The 17,523-nt window shown below is 44.1% G+C and carries 16 protein-coding genes; 2 read left to right on the forward strand and 14 right to left on the reverse strand.

Annotated features, from left to right (window positions below; translation table 11 throughout):
* Positions 1 to 549: 549 nt before the first annotated feature.
* The 5 genes from V1497_RS12120 to V1497_RS12140 all read right to left on the reverse strand — a co-directional run bounded on the left by V1497_RS12120 (position 550) and on the right by V1497_RS12140 (position 6,862).
* Complete coding sequence (locus V1497_RS12120) at positions 550 to 2,430, reverse strand: LTA synthase family protein (RefSeq protein WP_349407807.1); 1,881 nt, start codon at positions 2,428 to 2,430, stop codon at positions 550 to 552.
* A 507-nt stretch (positions 2,431 to 2,937) separates the two neighbouring features.
* Entirely contained in the window at positions 2,938 to 3,909 is a 972-nt protein-coding gene (locus V1497_RS12125) for an ROK family glucokinase (RefSeq protein WP_349407808.1), read from the reverse strand.
* Between the two features lie 12 nt (positions 3,910 to 3,921).
* Positions 3,922 to 4,122: a YqgQ family protein gene (locus V1497_RS12130; protein ID WP_349407809.1), complete on the reverse strand. Its 201-nt coding sequence runs from the start codon at positions 4,120 to 4,122 to the stop codon at positions 3,922 to 3,924.
* Positions 4,123 to 4,228: 106 nt separating this feature from the next.
* Positions 4,229 to 5,689, reverse strand: coding sequence for a spore germination protein (locus V1497_RS12135; protein WP_349407810.1), 1,461 nt, complete (start codon positions 5,687 to 5,689; stop codon positions 4,229 to 4,231).
* 120 nt (positions 5,690 to 5,809) lie between these two features.
* Positions 5,810 to 6,862, reverse strand: a complete 1,053-nt coding sequence (locus V1497_RS12140; RefSeq protein ID WP_349407811.1) for a M42 family metallopeptidase — start codon at positions 6,860 to 6,862, stop codon at positions 5,810 to 5,812.
* A gap of 96 nt (positions 6,863 to 6,958) precedes the next feature.
* On the opposite strand from V1497_RS12140, the gene V1497_RS12145 reads away from it, so the two are divergent.
* Positions 6,959 to 7,840: a hypothetical protein gene (locus tag V1497_RS12145; protein WP_349407812.1), complete on the forward strand. Its 882-nt coding sequence runs from the start codon at positions 6,959 to 6,961 to the stop codon at positions 7,838 to 7,840.
* Positions 7,841 to 7,847: 7 nt separating this feature from the next.
* On the opposite strand, the gene V1497_RS12150 is transcribed toward V1497_RS12145, so the two are convergent.
* The 7 genes from V1497_RS12150 to V1497_RS12180 form a co-directional block, all read right to left on the reverse strand.
* The gene (locus tag V1497_RS12150; protein ID WP_349407813.1) at positions 7,848 to 8,024 is read right to left on the reverse strand and encodes a hypothetical protein; all 177 of its coding nucleotides are present in this window, start codon (positions 8,022 to 8,024) and stop codon (positions 7,848 to 7,850) included.
* Positions 8,025 to 8,162: 138 nt separating this feature from the next.
* Positions 8,163 to 9,266, reverse strand: a complete 1,104-nt coding sequence (locus V1497_RS12155; RefSeq protein ID WP_349407814.1) for a Xaa-Pro peptidase family protein — start codon at positions 9,264 to 9,266, stop codon at positions 8,163 to 8,165.
* 300 nt (positions 9,267 to 9,566) lie between these two features.
* Positions 9,567 to 9,761 (reverse strand): hypothetical protein, encoded by a 195-nt coding sequence (locus tag V1497_RS12160; RefSeq protein WP_349407815.1) that lies wholly within the window; start codon positions 9,759 to 9,761, stop codon positions 9,567 to 9,569.
* Between the two features lie 98 nt (positions 9,762 to 9,859).
* Entirely contained in the window at positions 9,860 to 11,248 is a 1,389-nt protein-coding gene (nhaC, locus tag V1497_RS12165) for a Na+/H+ antiporter NhaC (protein ID WP_349407816.1), read from the reverse strand.
* A gap of 354 nt (positions 11,249 to 11,602) precedes the next feature.
* Positions 11,603 to 12,004: a hypothetical protein gene (locus V1497_RS12170; protein WP_349407817.1), complete on the reverse strand. Its 402-nt coding sequence runs from the start codon at positions 12,002 to 12,004 to the stop codon at positions 11,603 to 11,605.
* A 40-nt stretch (positions 12,005 to 12,044) separates the two neighbouring features.
* A complete protein-coding gene (locus tag V1497_RS12175; protein WP_349407818.1) occupies positions 12,045 to 12,650 on the reverse strand; it encodes a molybdenum cofactor guanylyltransferase in 606 nt (201 codons plus the stop codon).
* Positions 12,647 to 13,228: a 5-formyltetrahydrofolate cyclo-ligase gene (locus V1497_RS12180; RefSeq protein WP_349407819.1), complete on the reverse strand. Its 582-nt coding sequence runs from the start codon at positions 13,226 to 13,228 to the stop codon at positions 12,647 to 12,649. Before V1497_RS12180 ends, V1497_RS12175 begins: the two co-directional genes overlap by 4 nt.
* 111 nt (positions 13,229 to 13,339) lie before the next feature.
* Between V1497_RS12180 and V1497_RS12185 the strand changes: the two genes are divergently transcribed.
* Entirely contained in the window at positions 13,340 to 14,254 is a 915-nt protein-coding gene (locus V1497_RS12185; RefSeq protein ID WP_349407820.1) for a nuclease-related domain-containing protein, read from the forward strand.
* 514 nt (positions 14,255 to 14,768) lie between these two features.
* On the opposite strand, the gene rpmG is transcribed toward V1497_RS12185, so the two are convergent.
* Complete coding sequence (rpmG, locus tag V1497_RS12190; RefSeq protein WP_221565576.1) at positions 14,769 to 14,918, reverse strand: 50S ribosomal protein L33; 150 nt, start codon at positions 14,916 to 14,918, stop codon at positions 14,769 to 14,771.
* A gap of 193 nt (positions 14,919 to 15,111) precedes the next feature.
* Positions 15,112 to 17,523, reverse strand: coding sequence for a sugar phosphate nucleotidyltransferase (locus tag V1497_RS12195; RefSeq protein WP_349407821.1), 2,412 nt, complete (start codon positions 17,521 to 17,523; stop codon positions 15,112 to 15,114).

Consider the following 17,523-nt stretch of genomic DNA (forward strand, 5'->3'; position numbering starts at 1 on the left):
AATGAAGAGTTATGAGTGGGGAAACAATCTTTAAGGAAGATGTTCTTTAGGTTGGGATGTTAAGGACTTCTTGGTCGCCTTTTGAGGTGCTCATTGTCGTGTTTCTTGGTTTTTGGCACTTCATTCCGGCCCTATGAGGTGCTCATTTTTGTGTTTCTCCGTTTTCACCACCTCATACCAGCTCTTTGAGGTGCTCATTTTCGTGTTACTGCGATTTCACCACCTCAAAGCAGCTCTATGAGGTGCTCATTCTCGTGTGGCTGCATTTTCACCACCTCATACCAGCTCTTTGAGGTGCTCATTTTCGCGTTTCTCTGTTTTCACCACCTCATACAGACCCTATGAGGTGCTCATTTTCGTGTTCCTGCGTTTTCACCATCTCATACCAGCTCTATGAGGTGCTCATTTTCGCGTTTCTTTGTTTTCACCACCTCATTCCAGGCCTATGAGGTGCTCATTTTCGTGTGGCTGCGTTTTCACCACCTCATATCCCCTATTCCATATAACGAAAAAAAACCGCACCAACTGTAGTTGGCGCGGTTTCATGCTTTATTGTTCTTCAGATTTGACTTGCCCTGTTTCGGAATCAAAGAATCGTAGCAGGTCGCCGTAGATGATGCGATCCGAATAATCAAGCTCTTTCTTCGCTTTCTCCTTGAATGCGTCGCATGCTTCCTCTTCTACTGGTTCACCTGTCGCTTTTTCGTAACAAGTGCCATCTGTGTAGACGTGGTCTTTCGTAATGAAGCTTCCATCACGAAGAACAGCGAAGTCTTGACGTTCTTTAGAGAACAAATCAGATCCGAAATGAATGGTGTTTTTCGTTTCAATTCCTAATAGGTGCATGATGGTTGGACGTAGGTCGACTTGACCGCCGACAGTATCCATCACTTTACCTTTTCCATGACCAGGGATGTGGATATACATTGGTACACGCTGCAATTGCGTGGACTCGAATGGTGTGATCTCTTTACCGAGATACTCTCCCATAGCCTTGTTATGGTTTTCAGAGATTCCATAATGGTCTCCGTAAAGGACGAACATCGTATCTTCATACATACCTTCATTCTTCAAGCTTTCGAAGAACATTTTCACAGCTTCATCTGTATAACGTACGGTCGTGAAGTATCTGTTCACAGTACCATCATTGGACGTCCACTCCGGAATGAATTCATCCTCTTGTTCAAGGCTGAACGGGAAGTGGTTCGTCAATGTGATGAACTTCGTATAATACGGCTCAGGCATTTGCTTCATGTGGTCGACGGATTGACGGAAGAAGCTTTCATCCTTCAGTCCCCAACCGATCGTCTCTTCATCTTTCACTTCATAATCCGTGACAGAATAATATCGGTCATAACCGAGTGATTTGTACATGATGTCACGGTTCCAGAAACTCTTGTTGTTCGCATGAAGCGTTGCAGAGTAATATCCTTTATCCTTCAACATCTTAGGTGCAGCCTGGTATTCATTTTGTGAATGAGTGAAGAAAACGGCTCCACTTGGTAAAGGATACATGGAGTTCGCTAGTAGGAACTCAGAATCCGATGTTTTCCCTTGACCAGTCTGATGGTAGAAGTTAGGGAAGTAATACGTGTCCTTATCCTTCTTCAATTCGTTAAGGAAAGGTGTGATCTCATGTCCAGCTACATCGTTGTCGATAACGAAATTCTGGATGGATTCGAGTGAGATCAGTACGACGTTTTTCCCTTCCGCTGCACCGAACATTTCAGGATCCGGCTTCTTGTAGTCTGCTTTTACATAGTTTTCGATATCGGTAATTTCACTACCATCTGCAAGGGCACGTTGAGCCTTCGCTTTCGATTGGATGATGGCATCATACGCATGATAATTGTATGCTCCAATGTTTTTAATCAGCATTTCACGGTCGAAAGAACGCGTAAGAAGCTGAGGTCGCTCTGTTTCAGCAATACCGACGTTTACGATGAAGATGATCAGACTGGAAGCAAACACAAGTCCGATTTTCTTGGACGAAAGTTTCGGTGCTTCAAGCTTACGTACTTTCATGTAAACAGCCAGAATAATGAGATCGACGAAAAGCAGTAAATCGAATGGGTAGATCAATGTCGTGATACTGCTTCCTAGATCTCCCATGTTACTTGTCTGGAATAGTACCGGAATCGTAATGAAGTCATTGAAGAACCGGTAATAAACCATGTTCGCGAATAAAATGAATGACGCTACCAAATTCAATATTAAAGTGGCGATATTACGAGCTCGTCCGGAGAAGAATAGGGCAAACCCAAGAATGAACACCACTGAACTTAATGGGTTGATGAGTAAAATCAGTTCTTGAACAGCATTTTCAATTTTCAAATCAAACGAAATTTTGTAAACAAGATACGATTTCATCCATAGCAAAACACCGGTGATGATGAGAATCTGATATTTCGATAAGGTGTTTTTCAGCATCGTATTGTTACCTCCTTGACAATCTGTATGTCGTTAAATTCTTTTATAATCTCAGTTCGTTTATTAATCAATTTACTTCACTCGTTTTTCACATGATTGTTATATTACTCCCTTTCAGATGATTTTTCAAGTGAAAATCGTACTTTTTCAAGATTTTGTAAAAACTATGTAAATCTCCATAAACATTTATACCCCACTTTAAATTCCCGCTAAACCTATAGACGTTTGAGACGGTAAAAAGTTCTGCAATCAGGTGTAAATTCACACTTTATTCACATTTTACCTGCTTTTTGTTCACCGAACAGGGCCATTTGTACTAAACACAATTTCTTTACATTCTTAATAAAACAAAAGCTTGGCTGAGCCAAGCTTACAGTATTGTTGATCCTCTTGGTGTTTTATGCTGACCCCTCAGGTTTCATGAATATGAAAAAAAGAGCCGGCTACGACTCTTTTTATAATTGGTATAGTATTCGATTCTAGAACGAGTTATGAGTGGATATAAGGTTATTTTTTTGAGGTTTGATTGAAGAGAAGCTTTGCCGCACCGACGACACCAGCATCGTTTCCTAAGCTTGCGATGGCGAAATCTGTTGCTTCATACACTCTTGGAAGTGCAAACTGGGCAAACACTTCCTTCAGTGGTTTCAAGAGCTGATCACCTGCTTTGGAAACGCCTCCTCCAATGACGATTTTTGACGGATTAAGTCCATTCGACAAATTCGCAATTGCAAGTCCGAGGTGATGACAGATCGTCCGGATGACTTCATTGGACCACTCGTCACCATCAGCTGCACTGATGAACACATCTTCAGCTGTTAGTCGCTCTTTTCCGTCCAACCTTTGGTGAAGTGCGCTTTCTGGATGATCGGACAACCCTTCTGTTGCGATCCGGGCAATTCCTGTTGCAGAAGCGATCGTTTCCAAACACCCTGTTTTCCCACAATTACAAGGCGCTCCTCCACTCGTAATCGACGTGATATGACCGATTTCACCAGCCATCCCGTTTGCACCATGAAGAATTTCACCGTCAAGGATGATGCCTCCACCGATTCCGGTACCTAACGTGATACAGATTAAATTCGCTGCCTGGTTTCCGGCCCCTTTCCACATTTCGCCGAGAGCGGCAATGTTGGCATCGTTATCGACAAAGACTGGCAAACCCGTGATGCCTTCAAGATCGTCTTTTAACGGGTAATTTTCCCAACCAAGATTGACTGCTTTATAGATGAATCCATTCTCAAGATTGATGAATCCAGGCGCTCCAATACCGATTCCTTCTATAGAAGAGATCTCCAAATCGGTGTCCTTCAGTTTATCTTTTATGGAAGCACCGATATGATTCGCGATGTTACGACCTCCATCGGTAATATCTGTCGGGATGTGCCACTTTTCAATCATGTTTCCGCTTTCATCGACAAACGCCATTTTTATCGTTGTACCGCCGAGATCGACCCCTACCGCTATCTTTTCTTTCATATGTATCATCCTTTAATTCAATTTATCCTGTTTGTTTATTTCGCTTCGTAAAATGAGGGTGGCTTGTCGGAAATCATCGGTATCAATCATTCCGTTTTGAAAAAGCTCTTGAATCTCACCCTGCATCAGCTCTAAGTCCGCTTTTCGATTACCAGTATAGATGAAGCTTCCGAACCGCTTCAACAAATTTTGTACGTCAAATAGTGTTTTCATTGATGTTTTCACCCACCCGTATTATATCATTATTGCAATGGATAGAAAGGGTTATTGCGATAATCAACGGCTTTAAAATAAGAAAAGAGAAGCTCAATGAGCTTCTCTACCGATCTGGATCCTTCGGGTGTAAGACTGTCGGACGTCGATTTTTCAATGGAATCGGCGAGCGAATCAGAACATCCCGGAATCCTTTATAGGAGAATGGAAGGAACGGCCATAGATATGGGATGTGGAATGACTTCAGACGGACGAGCATGATGAGCCACAATGTCGATCCGAGCACGTATCCGACGACACCGAACAAGGCGGTCGCGATGAGTAAGGCCAAACGTACCAATCGGTTTGCAAGGCTGAGCTCATAGGTCGGGGTTGCAAATGAACCGAGTGCAGCAATTGCAATATAAAGAATCACTTCGTTAATAAACAACCCGACTTCGACTGCGACCTGTCCGATCAGAATGGCGGCGACGAGCCCGAGGGCGGTTGCCAGTGATGACGGAATATGAACGGTCGCCATCCTTAAAATATCCAGTCCGATTTCAATGATGATGAACTGGAAGATCAACGGAACATCCCCCACACTCTCTGGACCGATGAATGCGAGCGGTGCCGGCATCAGTTCCGGTTCAGTCGCTAACAGATACCAAAGCGGAAGCGAAAAAATCGACAAAAATACGGCTAAGAATCGTACCAAGCGTAAATACGCGCCGACAATCGGTTTCTGTCGATATTCCTCCATATGTTGAAGATGGTGCCAGAACGTAGCAGGTGTAATTAACACACTCGGTGAACCATCAACGAAAATGAGGACGTGCCCTTCATATAAATGCACGGCTGCTGTATCCGGTCTTTCCGTATAACGGACAAGAGGATAAGGATTCCAGTGACGCCCGCACACGAATTCTTCAATCGTCTTTTCTGCCATCGGTAAACCGTCTGTGTCGATCTTCGACAAGGAATCCTTGATTTTTTCAACGATTTTAGGATCCGCAATATCCTCAATATAGGAAACGCAAATATCCGTCTGCGATCGGCGGCCAATGTTCATGTATTCCATTCGTAATGAACGGTCCCGCACCCTTCTTCTCGTCAATGAGGTATTAAAGATGATCGTTTCGACAAAACCATCACGTGACCCACGGACAACCCTTTCAAGATCCGGTTCGGATGGACCTCGGACTGGGTATGTCCGGGCGTCAATGACGATGACCGTATCGACCCCATCTACAATCAAGAGGGTCGGACCCCCAAGGGAAAAATCGATCGCTTTATCAAGATCGTCTTCTTCATCTATCTCCATATATGGTAGATGCGTACGCATCAGCTTTTTTAATGGGGCTGGTTCTAATTGCTCCGGCTCCAGTTCAGACAATAATTTCATAAGATAGTGCATGATTTCGTCTTTTACAAAACCATCAATCATGAAGAAACTCATCTTTCGCCCCGCGTATTCGACTTCTAAATGAATTTGGTCGAAGCTTTTTCCGATTCCGAGCTCTCTCTTGCAATACGCGATCGTTTCTTCATAATTTTTTATCTCTGGAACATGATTTTCTCGTGACATCGCTCCTCATCCTTTCAGTTACCATCATTAACCAATTTCGTGGTAGGCATACTTGGATTTAAGGAACGTGTTTCTTCATATATAAAAGAGGGTGATTGCTCACCCTCTTTTGAAAGCTGTTTATGCGTTCATTTCTGATTTGACATAATGGTAGATAAGACGCCCAGTATGTAAAAGGGACGTTTCATGAGTCCGTTCAAAGGCATGGGAAGCATCGATCCCCGGCCCGATTAATCCGTGTTTTACGTCAAAACCTGCACGGATTGCAGCAGATGCATCTGATCCATAATACGGATAGATGTCAGTCTGGTATTGGATATGGTTCTTCTTGGCGAGTGATTCCAGGTGTTTGCGTAAACCGAGATGATAAGGACCACTGGAATCCTTTGCACAGATGGAAACCGTAAATTCATCGGTCGATTGACCGTCACCGATTGCTCCCATATCGACTGCCAGATATTCTTCCGTTTGCTCTGGGATATTCGAGTTTCCGCCATACCCGATTTCTTCATTATTGGAAATCAGGAAATGTGTCGTATGCGGCAATTCTGCTTTCTCTTCCATTAATAATTGGACGACATGCATTAACAATGCGACGCTCGCTTTGTCATCGAGATGACGTGACTTGATGAAGCCACTCTCTGTCACTTGCACACGAGGGTCGAACGAAACAAAGTCACCGACTGAAATACCAAGCTCTTGAACATCATCCTTCGAAGAAACACGTTCGTCGAGACGGACTTCGATGTTTTTCTCGTCACGTTTCGCTTCTCCAGACTCCTTGTATACATGGACAGAAGTCTGATGCATAAGGATCGTGCCGGAATACTTGCGATTGTCGGACGTTTCAACCTGGCAGTATTCGCCTTCAACATGATTCCATCTGAAACCGCCGATCATCGAAAGCTTCAAGCGGCCGTCCGGCTTGATCTCTTTCACCATTGCGCCAAGCGTGTCGACATGGGCTGTCAGGAATCGATGTCGATCATTGTCTTTCCCAGGTAACGTGATCAACAAACCACCCTTGTGATTTGTTCTTGTTTCTACGCCTAATTCCGTAAAAAACGACTCGACATGACGGATGACTTCATCTGTGTTTCCAGATGGGCTTGGAATGGTGACGAGGCCCTTGATCAGTTCCATGATTTCACTCGTATTGATGTTTTCATTCATTTTTAAAAATCCCCCTAAAGATGAACTATTCCTTCTAAACCATCGGACAAAATCATAATTTGTATTGACAGGATTGTCCATGGAGGTTTTGAAGGTATGAAAAGAATGATGATATTCTTGATTCTATTTGCGGCCATTTCCGCAGCATCTCTCTATATGTATCATAACCAAACTGATGAGGTAAAAGAAAGCATTATCTATTTTCCGATCGATCCGACGGTTACGTTCAAATCTGCGGATACGGTGCTGAAGATTCTTGAGGAAAAAGATGAAGATGAATACACGATACAATGGAAGGTCAATTCAGAGCTTGGAAAAACAGCGTATCTTAGACAGGATATCTCCCTTTTATATGAGGATGGATTGCTAAAGGGGAAGCTTTCGAAATGGATGGAGAATGAAGATGTCCTTCAACAGAAAGAGATTGTCACGAATGAGGATAGCGGTCATTTTGAAGCAATCAGCTTCCATCATGCAGAGCTTCATTATCCGAACGATATCATAAAGAGCGCCCAGACGATGAGCTATGACCAGCTGTATGTCATCGATTCGCCGTTGCAGCCACTGGAATCGTTCAAAACACCGGAAACGAAACAAGACGAAATCAATAAGAAGATTCTTGATCATGCGACGAACCAGCAGATGAAAGTAATCTGGCATAATCTTATCAAGCATTTCAACATCCAGGTCGACCACTATTACATGATGCCGCTGACAAAAATAAGCGATTATGATTCCATCCCTTTACCTGGATTGACAAAAGAAAAGACCGATCAAGTAATCGGCGGTCTATGGGAAGGGATCTATAAAAATTATTTTCTTGGCATCAAGGACGGAGCTGGAGAAATCGAATCTCCTATCGGCAGCAGCCTCCCATTGATTTTGATCAGTAAAGACATGTCACACTTGTTATTTTTAACGGAAACGCAATCAGGCAGGAACGTCCAATTCGTCCAATTCATCGATCCTTCGAAATAGTAGACGATTAGAACATGTCTTGGACGATTTTTTCACGCACGCCCGGCATTTTCATGAAACCACGGATCGCCAATGTACGAAGCAGTTTCATGCCCAACACCATATTCAATAGCTTATAACGATTTTGATAGATGAAATATGCCGCAACACCGAGAATCAACCATTTCAACATTCCGTTTCTCATTTTAATAACCACCTTTCCTCCTTACTATCTGATTTTGAAAGCAGAAATATACAAATCAATTTGCGGCCACAAATGAAAAACTTTTAAATCAAAAAACCCTGTAAGCGTGTCACACTTACAGGGTTCATTTTTGTTGGTTCAGTTCCCTACGATTTGTAGTTCTTTCGGGTATTTCGTCAAGGTTTCGCAACCATCCTTGGTTACGAGCAGATCATCTTCAATACGTACCCCACCGATGTGTGGAAGGTAAATACCCGGTTCAATCGTATAGGTCATCCCTTCCTTCAGAAGGTTGTCGTTGTTTTCACTCATGGATGGATATTCGTGTACATCGATTCCGATACCATGACCGATACGATGAGGGAAGAAATCGCCATATCCTGCATTCGTGATGATTTCACGGGCTTTCTTGTCAAGATCACCAAGTCTTGTACCAGGCTTGGAAATCTCCAACGTCTCTAATTGTGCCTTCAAGACGATATCATAAATTTCCTTTTGCTTATCGTTGACCTCTTGGAATGCCACTGTACGCGTGATATCCGAACAATAGCCATCCAACACGACGCCTAGGTCGAATAGGACGAGGTCCCCTTTTTTCAATTTGCGGTCCCCAGGGTTTCCATGAGGCTGGCCTGATTTTTCACCGAACAAGACCATTGTCGAGAACGACATTTCACGGATCCCCTTCTTCTTCAACTCATATTCAATGGTTGCAAGGACTTCCATTTCCGTGCAGCCTTCACGAAGGGCATTGACGCCTGTTTCCACTCCGAAATCAGCGAGCTCAGCTGCTTTTCTCAAGATCTCCAATTCGTTTGCATCTTTAATCAAGCGGAGTTCATGAAGCTTTTCTTCTGCACTGGTGAACGTTACGGAAGGGTATCGCTTCATCAGTTGCTCTGCGCGCTCATAGGAAAGCGTCTCCTTCTCAATCGCAACGTGTTGAGCTTCTGTTACGCCACGCTCCTTTAATGCTGAGTGAATCAGTTCCCAAGGATCATCTGCATCGCCATGCCCGATGATTTCATATTGCCAGCCAGCATCTTTTGCTTGCGAAACTTCCATTCCAGGGCATACGAGGAATGGGTCTTTGTCAGGGAATACGAACAATCCGAGCAAGCGCTCATGAGGTTCAGTATTGAAGTTGGAAAGATAAAAGACATTGGCAGAGGAATGGATAAAGGCGAAAGTTTGTCCACTCTCCTGCAACCATTGCGAGAATTTTTCCAAACGTTGATTCATTATAGACCACAACCTTTTACCATGAATTCATATACAAACTAACAATATCACAAAACAACCACTATACACAGTTGTATAGTGGTTTCATGTTTACTATTTGAATGTTAGGTACTTATAACCGATGTCGGCGACGAGGAATGATTGCTCTGAGTACAGATCTTGGAATGAATGTCACAAGTCGAAACAAACGACGGATCAAACCCATTTTGTAATCCTCCTTCATGCTTGTTTTGTTTTATTCTTTACGTTCACGTTTTGAAGAAGGATTAAACATTTAATTGGGATGACCCCAGAACATATTTACGGTTTGTCCATCTGCTCCTCTAATTCCTTTTCGATTTCTTCATTGCTTACCTGGCTTTGTCCTTCATTCTCTGCATCGGCGCCCTTCAAAACTTTTGACAATTTATGATTGATGCTCGCAAGGCTGAAGATCACATATAAAATGATGATGAATTGAACAACGAAATACGCATATCCGAGAACGTTTTCCATCAAATCCCCTCCCCATTTTGGACCATCAGCTCAAAACAGAAAAAAGCTGTTTGGAACATGTTATGAACCAAACAGCCTTTTTACGTCAACTTTTTCAATTAACTTTGAACGGGCTCGCTATTCTTTCTGCCCACTCCGATCCCGAGATACCCTAACAGAATCGTGAAGATCGGGGAAAGGAATAGGAAGTACACGTATGGCATGTAATCGAGGACACTGATTTCAAGGGTGGATGCGAAAAACGCTCCACTTACTCCCCATGGAATCAACGGGTTCACGAGTGTTCCCGCATCCTCCAAGGTTCTAGATAAGTTCCTCGAATCAATCTGCTGCTTCTCGAAGTGGGGTTTGAAGGTTTGTCCCGGAATTAGAATGGACAAATATTGCTCTCCCGTCAACACGTTGACACCGATTGAAGATAATGCCGTTGTAGCAATCGTGTTTCCACGCTTATGAATTTTATTTTTCAAAAGATCGACAAACGAATCGAGAATGCCCAAGCCTTTGACCAGGCCGCCGAGCGCGAGCGCGATCCAGATTAGGGAGATCGACCACATCATCGATTGGATGCCGCCGCGATTGATGATTTTATCAACCGTAGCTTCTCCAGTTTCCAATTCAAAACCGTTCTGTAGCATGTTGAAAATGACACTGATCGAGCCTTGGCCTTGAACGAGCCAAATGGTAAGAATCCCCGTAATCACCCCGATAATCAGTGCTGGAATTGTCGGAAAGCGCAGCACAGCTAACAGGATGACGACCAGCGGGGAAAGCAGTGTCCACACACTGATGTTGAACGAGTTTGCGAGCTGATCCTGTACCGGTTGAATGGATGAGAGCGCCTCATCTCCTGCTCCACCGCTTCCCATGAATATGAAAATGATGACGGTAATCGTTAACGCGGGAATGGTCGTCCACATCAAATGCTTAATATGATCGAACAGTGCGACACCTGCAACGGCTGGAGCAAAATTCGTCGTATCGGATAACGGCGACATTTTGTCACCGAAGCAAGCCCCGCTGATGATGGCACCAGCAGCCAATCCAGGATGGACACCAAGACTTGTCGCAAGACCCACCAATGCGACCCCGACCGTCCCGATCGTCGTGAATGAACTTCCGGTGAAAGTCGATACGATGATCGTCACCACTAGAGCACTGACGGTAAACCAACCCGGATCAATGACCTGTGTTCCGAAGTACAGCATTGTCGGAACGGTTCCGCTCATCATCCACGTTCCGATGAGCATGCCGATGATCATCAGGATCAGCACAGGTTTGATGCCGATTGTAATCCCGTCGACCAAGCCTTTCTCCATCTGCTCCCACTTGTAGCCGAATCCTTTTGCCATGATGGCGATACCGACGAGGGAGACGAGTAATGGAATGTGCGGTTCTGTCTTTAAAATCAACATGGAATAAAGAATGATTCCAATCAATAACACGAACGATAGGAATGAAAACGTCTGTTGTTTCTTAGCTGTCATTTGTGAACCCTGCCTTTGAATGATTCTCTCATTTTATGTTAACCAATTTTTCTATCTTGAACGTAAAAAAACTGTCGAGTACATATACAGGGGCGAACGAATCGCGGTACCACCCTGCTTGATGTCTTCAACAGCATCTTCTCTTCCATAATAAAGGTATGAAACCTATAAGCTCCACGGCTGTAATTTCGTCTGTACCCCTTCCTTAGCTTGCACCACCCGCTAAGTCTCTGATGTTTGAAGAAGTTGACTACTCGGTCCGCTTCAGCGCTTTTATGCTTTTGTGCGTTCAAGTAACAATGTATCTTTACTATAAAAGCAATCCGATCATTCGTCAAGAGGTTTTTGTGCTGGTTATGTGTGGTCATCGAATTTTACGTCATAACCGATGCGATTGAATTCTTTGTTCAGGTTTTCAAGGAATTTTTTTGCCGCACTTTTTAGAGCTATCGTGTGGATTGTATCTTCGGGCTCGAAGTTTTGCCAAATGGAATGAAGCCTCCATTGATTGGAAGATTCATATTGAAAGGTCAGGATCGGTTCGTCATGGTCAATCGTCTTGAAAATGAAGTCTTTTTGGGAACCGCTGTTCATCCACTTATCCAGTTGTGCAGCAAGCTCCGCAAGATTGTTGTGGGGATCGTGGAAGAAGAGCTTTTGATTGAAGTGGATGTTTAACTCACCTTCCATGTAGCCGAGCTCATAAGCTGAATGCTTCTGTTCAGGATTTATTTTAAAAGTGAACGTGATTCCCATTTCACTACCTCCTTATTTGAAAAAAACTGACACGGGTGTGTCAGTTTTCTCTCGTTTTTAAGCCGCTGAAATCTTCAGGTGTATTAACATTGCTGAAGGACTGCTTGTGGTGTTTTGACGTATAGTTGATGAAGGCGCAGTCCGTCTGTTGAATCAGATCGGTTAATCGCCGTTTCTTTTTTTCCAATAAAGAGGGGATCAGGTCCAATACAGCGCTTGAGTAAAGTGCCGCTAAAGGCTGGAAACGGCCATCAACAGTAGGAATGACACTGCAGTCCGTTGGCAGCAGGCGTTTTACAGCAGCCAATTGCTGATAGATCGCGGTATCCATTTTGGGCATATCACAAGCGAGCACATAGTATTCTTCAGCCGTTTCTGCCTTCATGCCGCTGTAGATTCCGGCTAACGGCCCCATTCCCTGATAGGATTCAACATCTGTAATGACGGTCACATTGGTCGCTGATGGGGAGACGTGTTCAATAATGGATGGATGGGCGACGATCACGATTTTATCCACGAGTGGCCGCAGAACGTTTATTGCTTTTTCGTAAAAAAATTCGCCATCCATCTTTTCTAGCGCTTTTGGTGACCCGTACCGACGCGATTCCCCGCCAGCCAGGACGATACCTATATTGCGGGCCGTCATTTTGAGTCCCTGTTCGTGTACTGGACTCGATCGGGAAACACGAGAAAATCAACAGGACGATCAAACGATTCCTTTGGGATGTCGGGATGAAGCTGGATAGGATGAAGCAAGGATCCGGTTTTGCCATCATACCGCTCTAAATAGCGATCGTAAAAGCCTCCCCCGAACCCGACGCGGAATCCTTCTTCGTCAAAAAGAAGGCCAGGTACGATGAGCAAGTCGATCTGATTCGGCTTAATGCGTTCGGTTTTTTCGACGATCGGTTCCTTCAAACCAAAGTACACGACCTCGAGTTGATCGAAGGACTCCAGCTTCCTGAAATCCATCGAAAAATCCTTTGCATCGCACTTCGGAACGGCAACCGTTTTGCCTTCCTCCCACGCTTTTTCAATGATCGGATATGTATTGATTTCAGTGCCTCTCGATACGGTCACACCAATGGTACTGGCTTGCCGCCATTCCTCCGTATTGAATAATTGCTCTCTGATCATTTCAGATTGCTCGTTACGGATTTCCGGTGAAAGTTCGGCTAGCTTTTTTTGGATGTCAGCCCGTAACGATTTTTTTATTTCTTTCAAGTGGTCCACCTACCCTTGAGAAAATATGTATTTCGATTTTAACACATAAGCTTGTCCTTTGGATTTTTTCCCTTTATGATAAATGTAAAAAGATGGAATGGAGGAATGCGATTGATATTGAAACCGAGGACTGAACCAGAAGAGTTGAAGAAATTGAGAATATTAAATGTGAGGTTGCCTTTGACGGAGCATGATAGAAACAATTATTCGTTTGCTGAAAAAGGTTTTGCCGGTGAAGTGAAATTCGACGAGTGGCTCTCTCCTCTTTTAAAAGGAAAAATCGTTCTGAATGATTTACTGCTCCAGCACAACAACACGGTATTTCAGATTGATTCCCTGGTGATAACGTCCCCGAAGATCCTAATGTTTGAGGTGAAAAATTACGAAGGAGACTATTATGTAGAAGGCGACCTGTGGTATTTATTGTCCGGGAAAGAAATCAAGAACCCCTTGCATCAATTGCAGCGGAATAAGGTATTACTCCAGGCCCTTTTACACGAAGCTGGTGTGAAGATCCCGATCGATTCCTATGTCGTCTTTATGAACCCCGATTTCCACCTTTATCAATCCCCTGTTAACCTACCGATTATCTACCCAAACCAGTTAAAACGATTTGCTGAACAATTGAAAAAAGAGCGTTCATATGTAAATGACCGGCATAAAGAACTTGCCAACCACCTCGCGTCCCTCCACCTTAGCGAAAACCCCAACGCCCGTTTGCCTGAATACCATTATGATGGACTTAGAAAAGGGATCATGTGCCCTGCGTGTAAAGTGAAGTATAAGGAATTGAGGAAAACCTATTTGGTTTGCGATTCATGTGGAAGCGCCGAATCCTACGAACCAGCAGTGTTACGAACCGCAGAAGAATTCCAACTCCTATTTCCAGGTGAGAAGATCACCACCAATCGGATTCATGAGTGGTGTGGGGTTATCAAATATAAGAAAACGATAAGAGCTGTTTTGAGAACACATTATACTTTAGTAGGACACGGTAAATCCGCACATTTTATTAAAAAGTACTAACCTTAAGTCCCTAGCATATGCTTTATGTGATTTTTGTAGCTTTCGTTGACCTATTACTGCGCTTTGAGGTGTTCATTTCCTGCATTCACCGTTTTCAGCACCTCATTCATGCTCTTTGAGGTGTTCATTTCCTGCATTCACCGTTTTCAGCACCTCATTCATGCTCTTTAAGGTGCTCATTTCCTGCATCCCCGGTTTTCAGCACCTCATTGATCCTTTTTGAGGTGCTCATTTCCTACATCCACGGTTTTCAGCACCTCATTCATGCTCTTTGAGGTGCTCATTTTCTGCATCCACGGTTTTCAGCACCTCATTGATCCTTTTTGAGGTGCTCATTTCCTACATCCACCGTTTTCAGCACCTCATTCATGCTCTTTGAGGTGCTCATTTCCTGCATCCACGGTTTTCAGCACCTCAATCATGCTCTTTGAGGTGCTCATTTCCTGCATCCCAAGTTTTCACCACCTCACCGCTCCCACAAAAAGAAAAAAACAGCAGGAGATCTCCTACTGTTTTACTTCGTTTCACGATGTAGTGTGTGACGCTTCAATCTTGGGCTGTATTTCTTAAGCTCCATACGATCTGGGTTAGTACGTTTGTTTTTAGAAGTGATGTAGTTACGGTCACCAGTTTCTGTGCAAGCTAATGTAACTTGTACGCGCATAATGTTTCCCTCCAAACTATCTACAATGTTTAAGCGTACGAAACGATCACCCAGCGGATGACCGATCGCTTAACTGTTAGTTTTTATAATCTTATCGTCAAAATGACACCTTTGTATGATATCAAATTTGACAAAAATAATCAAGATGCTTAATAGAGGGAAAATCATTAATTCTTCGCAACAGCCAAAAACCCTATAACTGCTGGTATGTCTTGATTTTATTCTTAAAGGATTCGCTCGTTTGTCGGGCAAACTCCAAATCGGGCGCTTGTGAATAAATCGTGAATGTCGGATCGACCGTATCCGGTAAAATCAACGTCCACCCGCCATTTGGATGATAGACCTTGATCCCGTCGACGAGATCGGTGATTTGGTCCCGTGTTTCTTCCATCAGCTTTCGCATCACTTTCCCTTTTACCATCGTCGGGCACTGTACTTGATCGCGAATCAGCTTGATGTCTGGAAGGTTCTTAATCAGCACGGACAATGGTTCATGTCGGTTCGCCATCCTATTCAATACTGCGACGAGCGCAAAAATCGCATCAAACTGGACGTTCAACACCGTTCCGCCGACCTTCATGATCGACCGTGCATCCGCTTTTGTCCGTAAAAGCTTCCCATCTAATGTTGTCGCCAGCTCATCAAGCTCTGAGGAACCATAGACCGGGATCGCATATTCCTTGATATTCAACTCCCGCAGTGAAATCAAAACATACAACGATAACAGCTGATCATCGCTTAACCAGTCCCCATCACCTGTAAGGAGCTTCATCTGCTCCCCTTTTTCATCCATCCAAACCCCAATTTGCGCTTCTGTCGCTTTCACGATATTCGCCATCTGCTCGAATGTCGTATTGGTAGGGACAGATACGTAGCTACAGTTCAGTTGCTTCAAAAGCTTTGTCAAAATCACATTCTGATCATCAAACTGGCTATTAAGGACGAGCTTGAACCCGCTTTCCATAATGGCATTCTGATTGATTTTGCCAAGAATGGCGTTCAAATAATCATCGTTGTGGTCACTGATTTTGACGGTGGTTCCGATCCGGTCAAATGGGGCGCGGCGATAATCCTCCTGCCAGAAGGCATTTTCAATCTTCCGTTCAAAATCGGTGTCCACCGGAAAGCCGTCCTGATCGTAGAATTCGATCACGATCTTTTTCCGGTTCCCTGTATCCCCCATTCGGATGAACACGCCTCCATCCCAGTTCTCCTTTTCAACTGCATATCGGAAAATCGGACTGAGTGTAGGAGAAAGGTCGATAGTATGGATACCGGCAGAATGCAATCCTTGCTCGAATGATTGCAAAATCAACTTTGAAAAAGAATGATAGTCAGAGGCAATGCCGATCTTTTTCCCTTGCATGATGCAGGCCCCATAGGCCGAGGCCACTTTTGCAGCAAAATCAGGCGTAACCTCAACGTTTGCAAGCCCCTTGACTGCATGGTTGCTGAATAAGGAACGGGATGCCTTTTTGCCCCAGATCAAGGACGTTTGGATGACCGAATCATCCAGGATGCCTTTCTTCGGCCATACTTTCACTTCAGGTTTGATCGTCACTTTCTTCCCGATTTGAACCTGATTGCCGATAACGCTATGTTCAAACAATCGCGTGCCTTCATTGATAAATGTTCCGCTTGCAACTGTCGTTCCCCGCAATTCGGAATCGGCTCCAACATACACATCATTCCATAAAATAGACCGCTTAAGTGAAGAGCCCTGGGCGATCTCATTATGAGCCCCAACGACTGTATAAGGATAGAGCATCGCATTCTGCCTCACAGTGGTGCCATCGCCAATGTAGACAGGTGTTTTGATCGTCGCTTGCTGCTCGATCGTGACATTTTCACCAACTCGTAATCCTGGCATAATTTCTTTCCCCGGCAAAGGGAAGTTGATGAGGCCGTCAAGGAAATCCTCATGACTTTTGCGGTATTGCTCAAGGTTCCCGATATCGGACCAATACCCTTCAGCGGAAAATCCGTAAAGCGGCTTGCGATCCTTCATTAAAATCGGGAACAGATCCTTACTGAAATCGGTCGGAACATCCTTCTCCAGGTACCGGAAAATTTCAGGCTCCAACACATAGATCCCAGTGTTGACGGTATCGCTGAACACTTCATTCCAGCTTGGCTTCTCGAGGAACCGGATGATCCGGTCCTCCCGATCTGTCATAATGACACCATATTCCAATGGATTTTCAACCTGTTTCATGAAAATGGTGACGAGCGCCTTTTTCGTTTCGTGAAAATCAATTCCTGACTGCAGGTTGAAGTCTGTCATAGCATCTCCGCTTATGACCATGAACCGTTCATCCAAAAACGATTCAGCGTTTTTGATACTGCCAGCAGTCCCTAAAGGCGTCGTTTCCTCAAAATAATGTAATTCTACCCCAAACCGACTTCCGTCGCCGAAATACCCTTTGATCTGTTCAGGCAAATATTGTACAGTAACCGCAATTTGTGTGATGCCATAGTTTTTCAATAGTTCGATGGTATATTCCATGACTGGTTTTTCAAGGATAGGAACCATCGGCTTCGGTAAATTACATGTAAGAGGACGTAATCTCGTACCTTTTCCACCTGCCATTATGACTGCTTTCAC

Origin of the sequence: Pseudalkalibacillus sp. SCS-8 (assembly GCF_040126055.1) — a bacterium.
GTDB lineage: Bacteria > Bacillota > Bacilli > Bacillales > Fictibacillaceae > Pseudalkalibacillus > Pseudalkalibacillus nanhaiensis.

What these genes read in the sequence shown, in the direction of transcription:
- V1497_RS12120 (WP_349407807.1), bottom strand. Translation starts at nt 2,430, where the DNA reads ATGCTGAAAAACACCTTATCGAAATATCAGATTCTCATCATCACCGGT.
- V1497_RS12125 (WP_349407808.1), bottom strand. Translation starts at nt 3,909, where the DNA reads ATGAAAGAAAAGATAGCGGTAGGGGTCGATCTCGGCGGTACAACGATA.
- V1497_RS12130 (WP_349407809.1), bottom strand. Translation starts at nt 4,122, where the DNA reads ATGAAAACACTATTTGACGTACAAAATTTGTTGAAGCGGTTCGGAAGC.
- V1497_RS12135 (WP_349407810.1), bottom strand. Translation starts at nt 5,689, where the DNA reads ATGTCACGAGAAAATCATGTTCCAGAGATAAAAAATTATGAAGAAACG.
- V1497_RS12140 (WP_349407811.1), bottom strand. Translation starts at nt 6,862, where the DNA reads ATGAATGAAAACATCAATACGAGTGAAATCATGGAACTGATCAAGGGC.
- V1497_RS12145 (WP_349407812.1), top strand. Translation starts at nt 6,959, where the DNA reads ATGAAAAGAATGATGATATTCTTGATTCTATTTGCGGCCATTTCCGCA.
- V1497_RS12150 (WP_349407813.1), bottom strand. Translation starts at nt 8,024, where the DNA reads ATGAGAAACGGAATGTTGAAATGGTTGATTCTCGGTGTTGCGGCATAT.
- V1497_RS12155 (WP_349407814.1), bottom strand. Translation starts at nt 9,266, where the DNA reads ATGAATCAACGTTTGGAAAAATTCTCGCAATGGTTGCAGGAGAGTGGA.
- V1497_RS12160 (WP_349407815.1), bottom strand. Translation starts at nt 9,761, where the DNA reads ATGGAAAACGTTCTCGGATATGCGTATTTCGTTGTTCAATTCATCATC.
- nhaC (WP_349407816.1), bottom strand. Translation starts at nt 11,248, where the DNA reads ATGACAGCTAAGAAACAACAGACGTTTTCATTCCTATCGTTCGTGTTA.
- V1497_RS12170 (WP_349407817.1), bottom strand. Translation starts at nt 12,004, where the DNA reads ATGGGAATCACGTTCACTTTTAAAATAAATCCTGAACAGAAGCATTCA.
- V1497_RS12175 (WP_349407818.1), bottom strand. Translation starts at nt 12,650, where the DNA reads ATGACGGCCCGCAATATAGGTATCGTCCTGGCTGGCGGGGAATCGCGT.
- rpmG (WP_221565576.1), bottom strand. Translation starts at nt 14,918, where the DNA reads ATGCGCGTACAAGTTACATTAGCTTGCACAGAAACTGGTGACCGTAAC.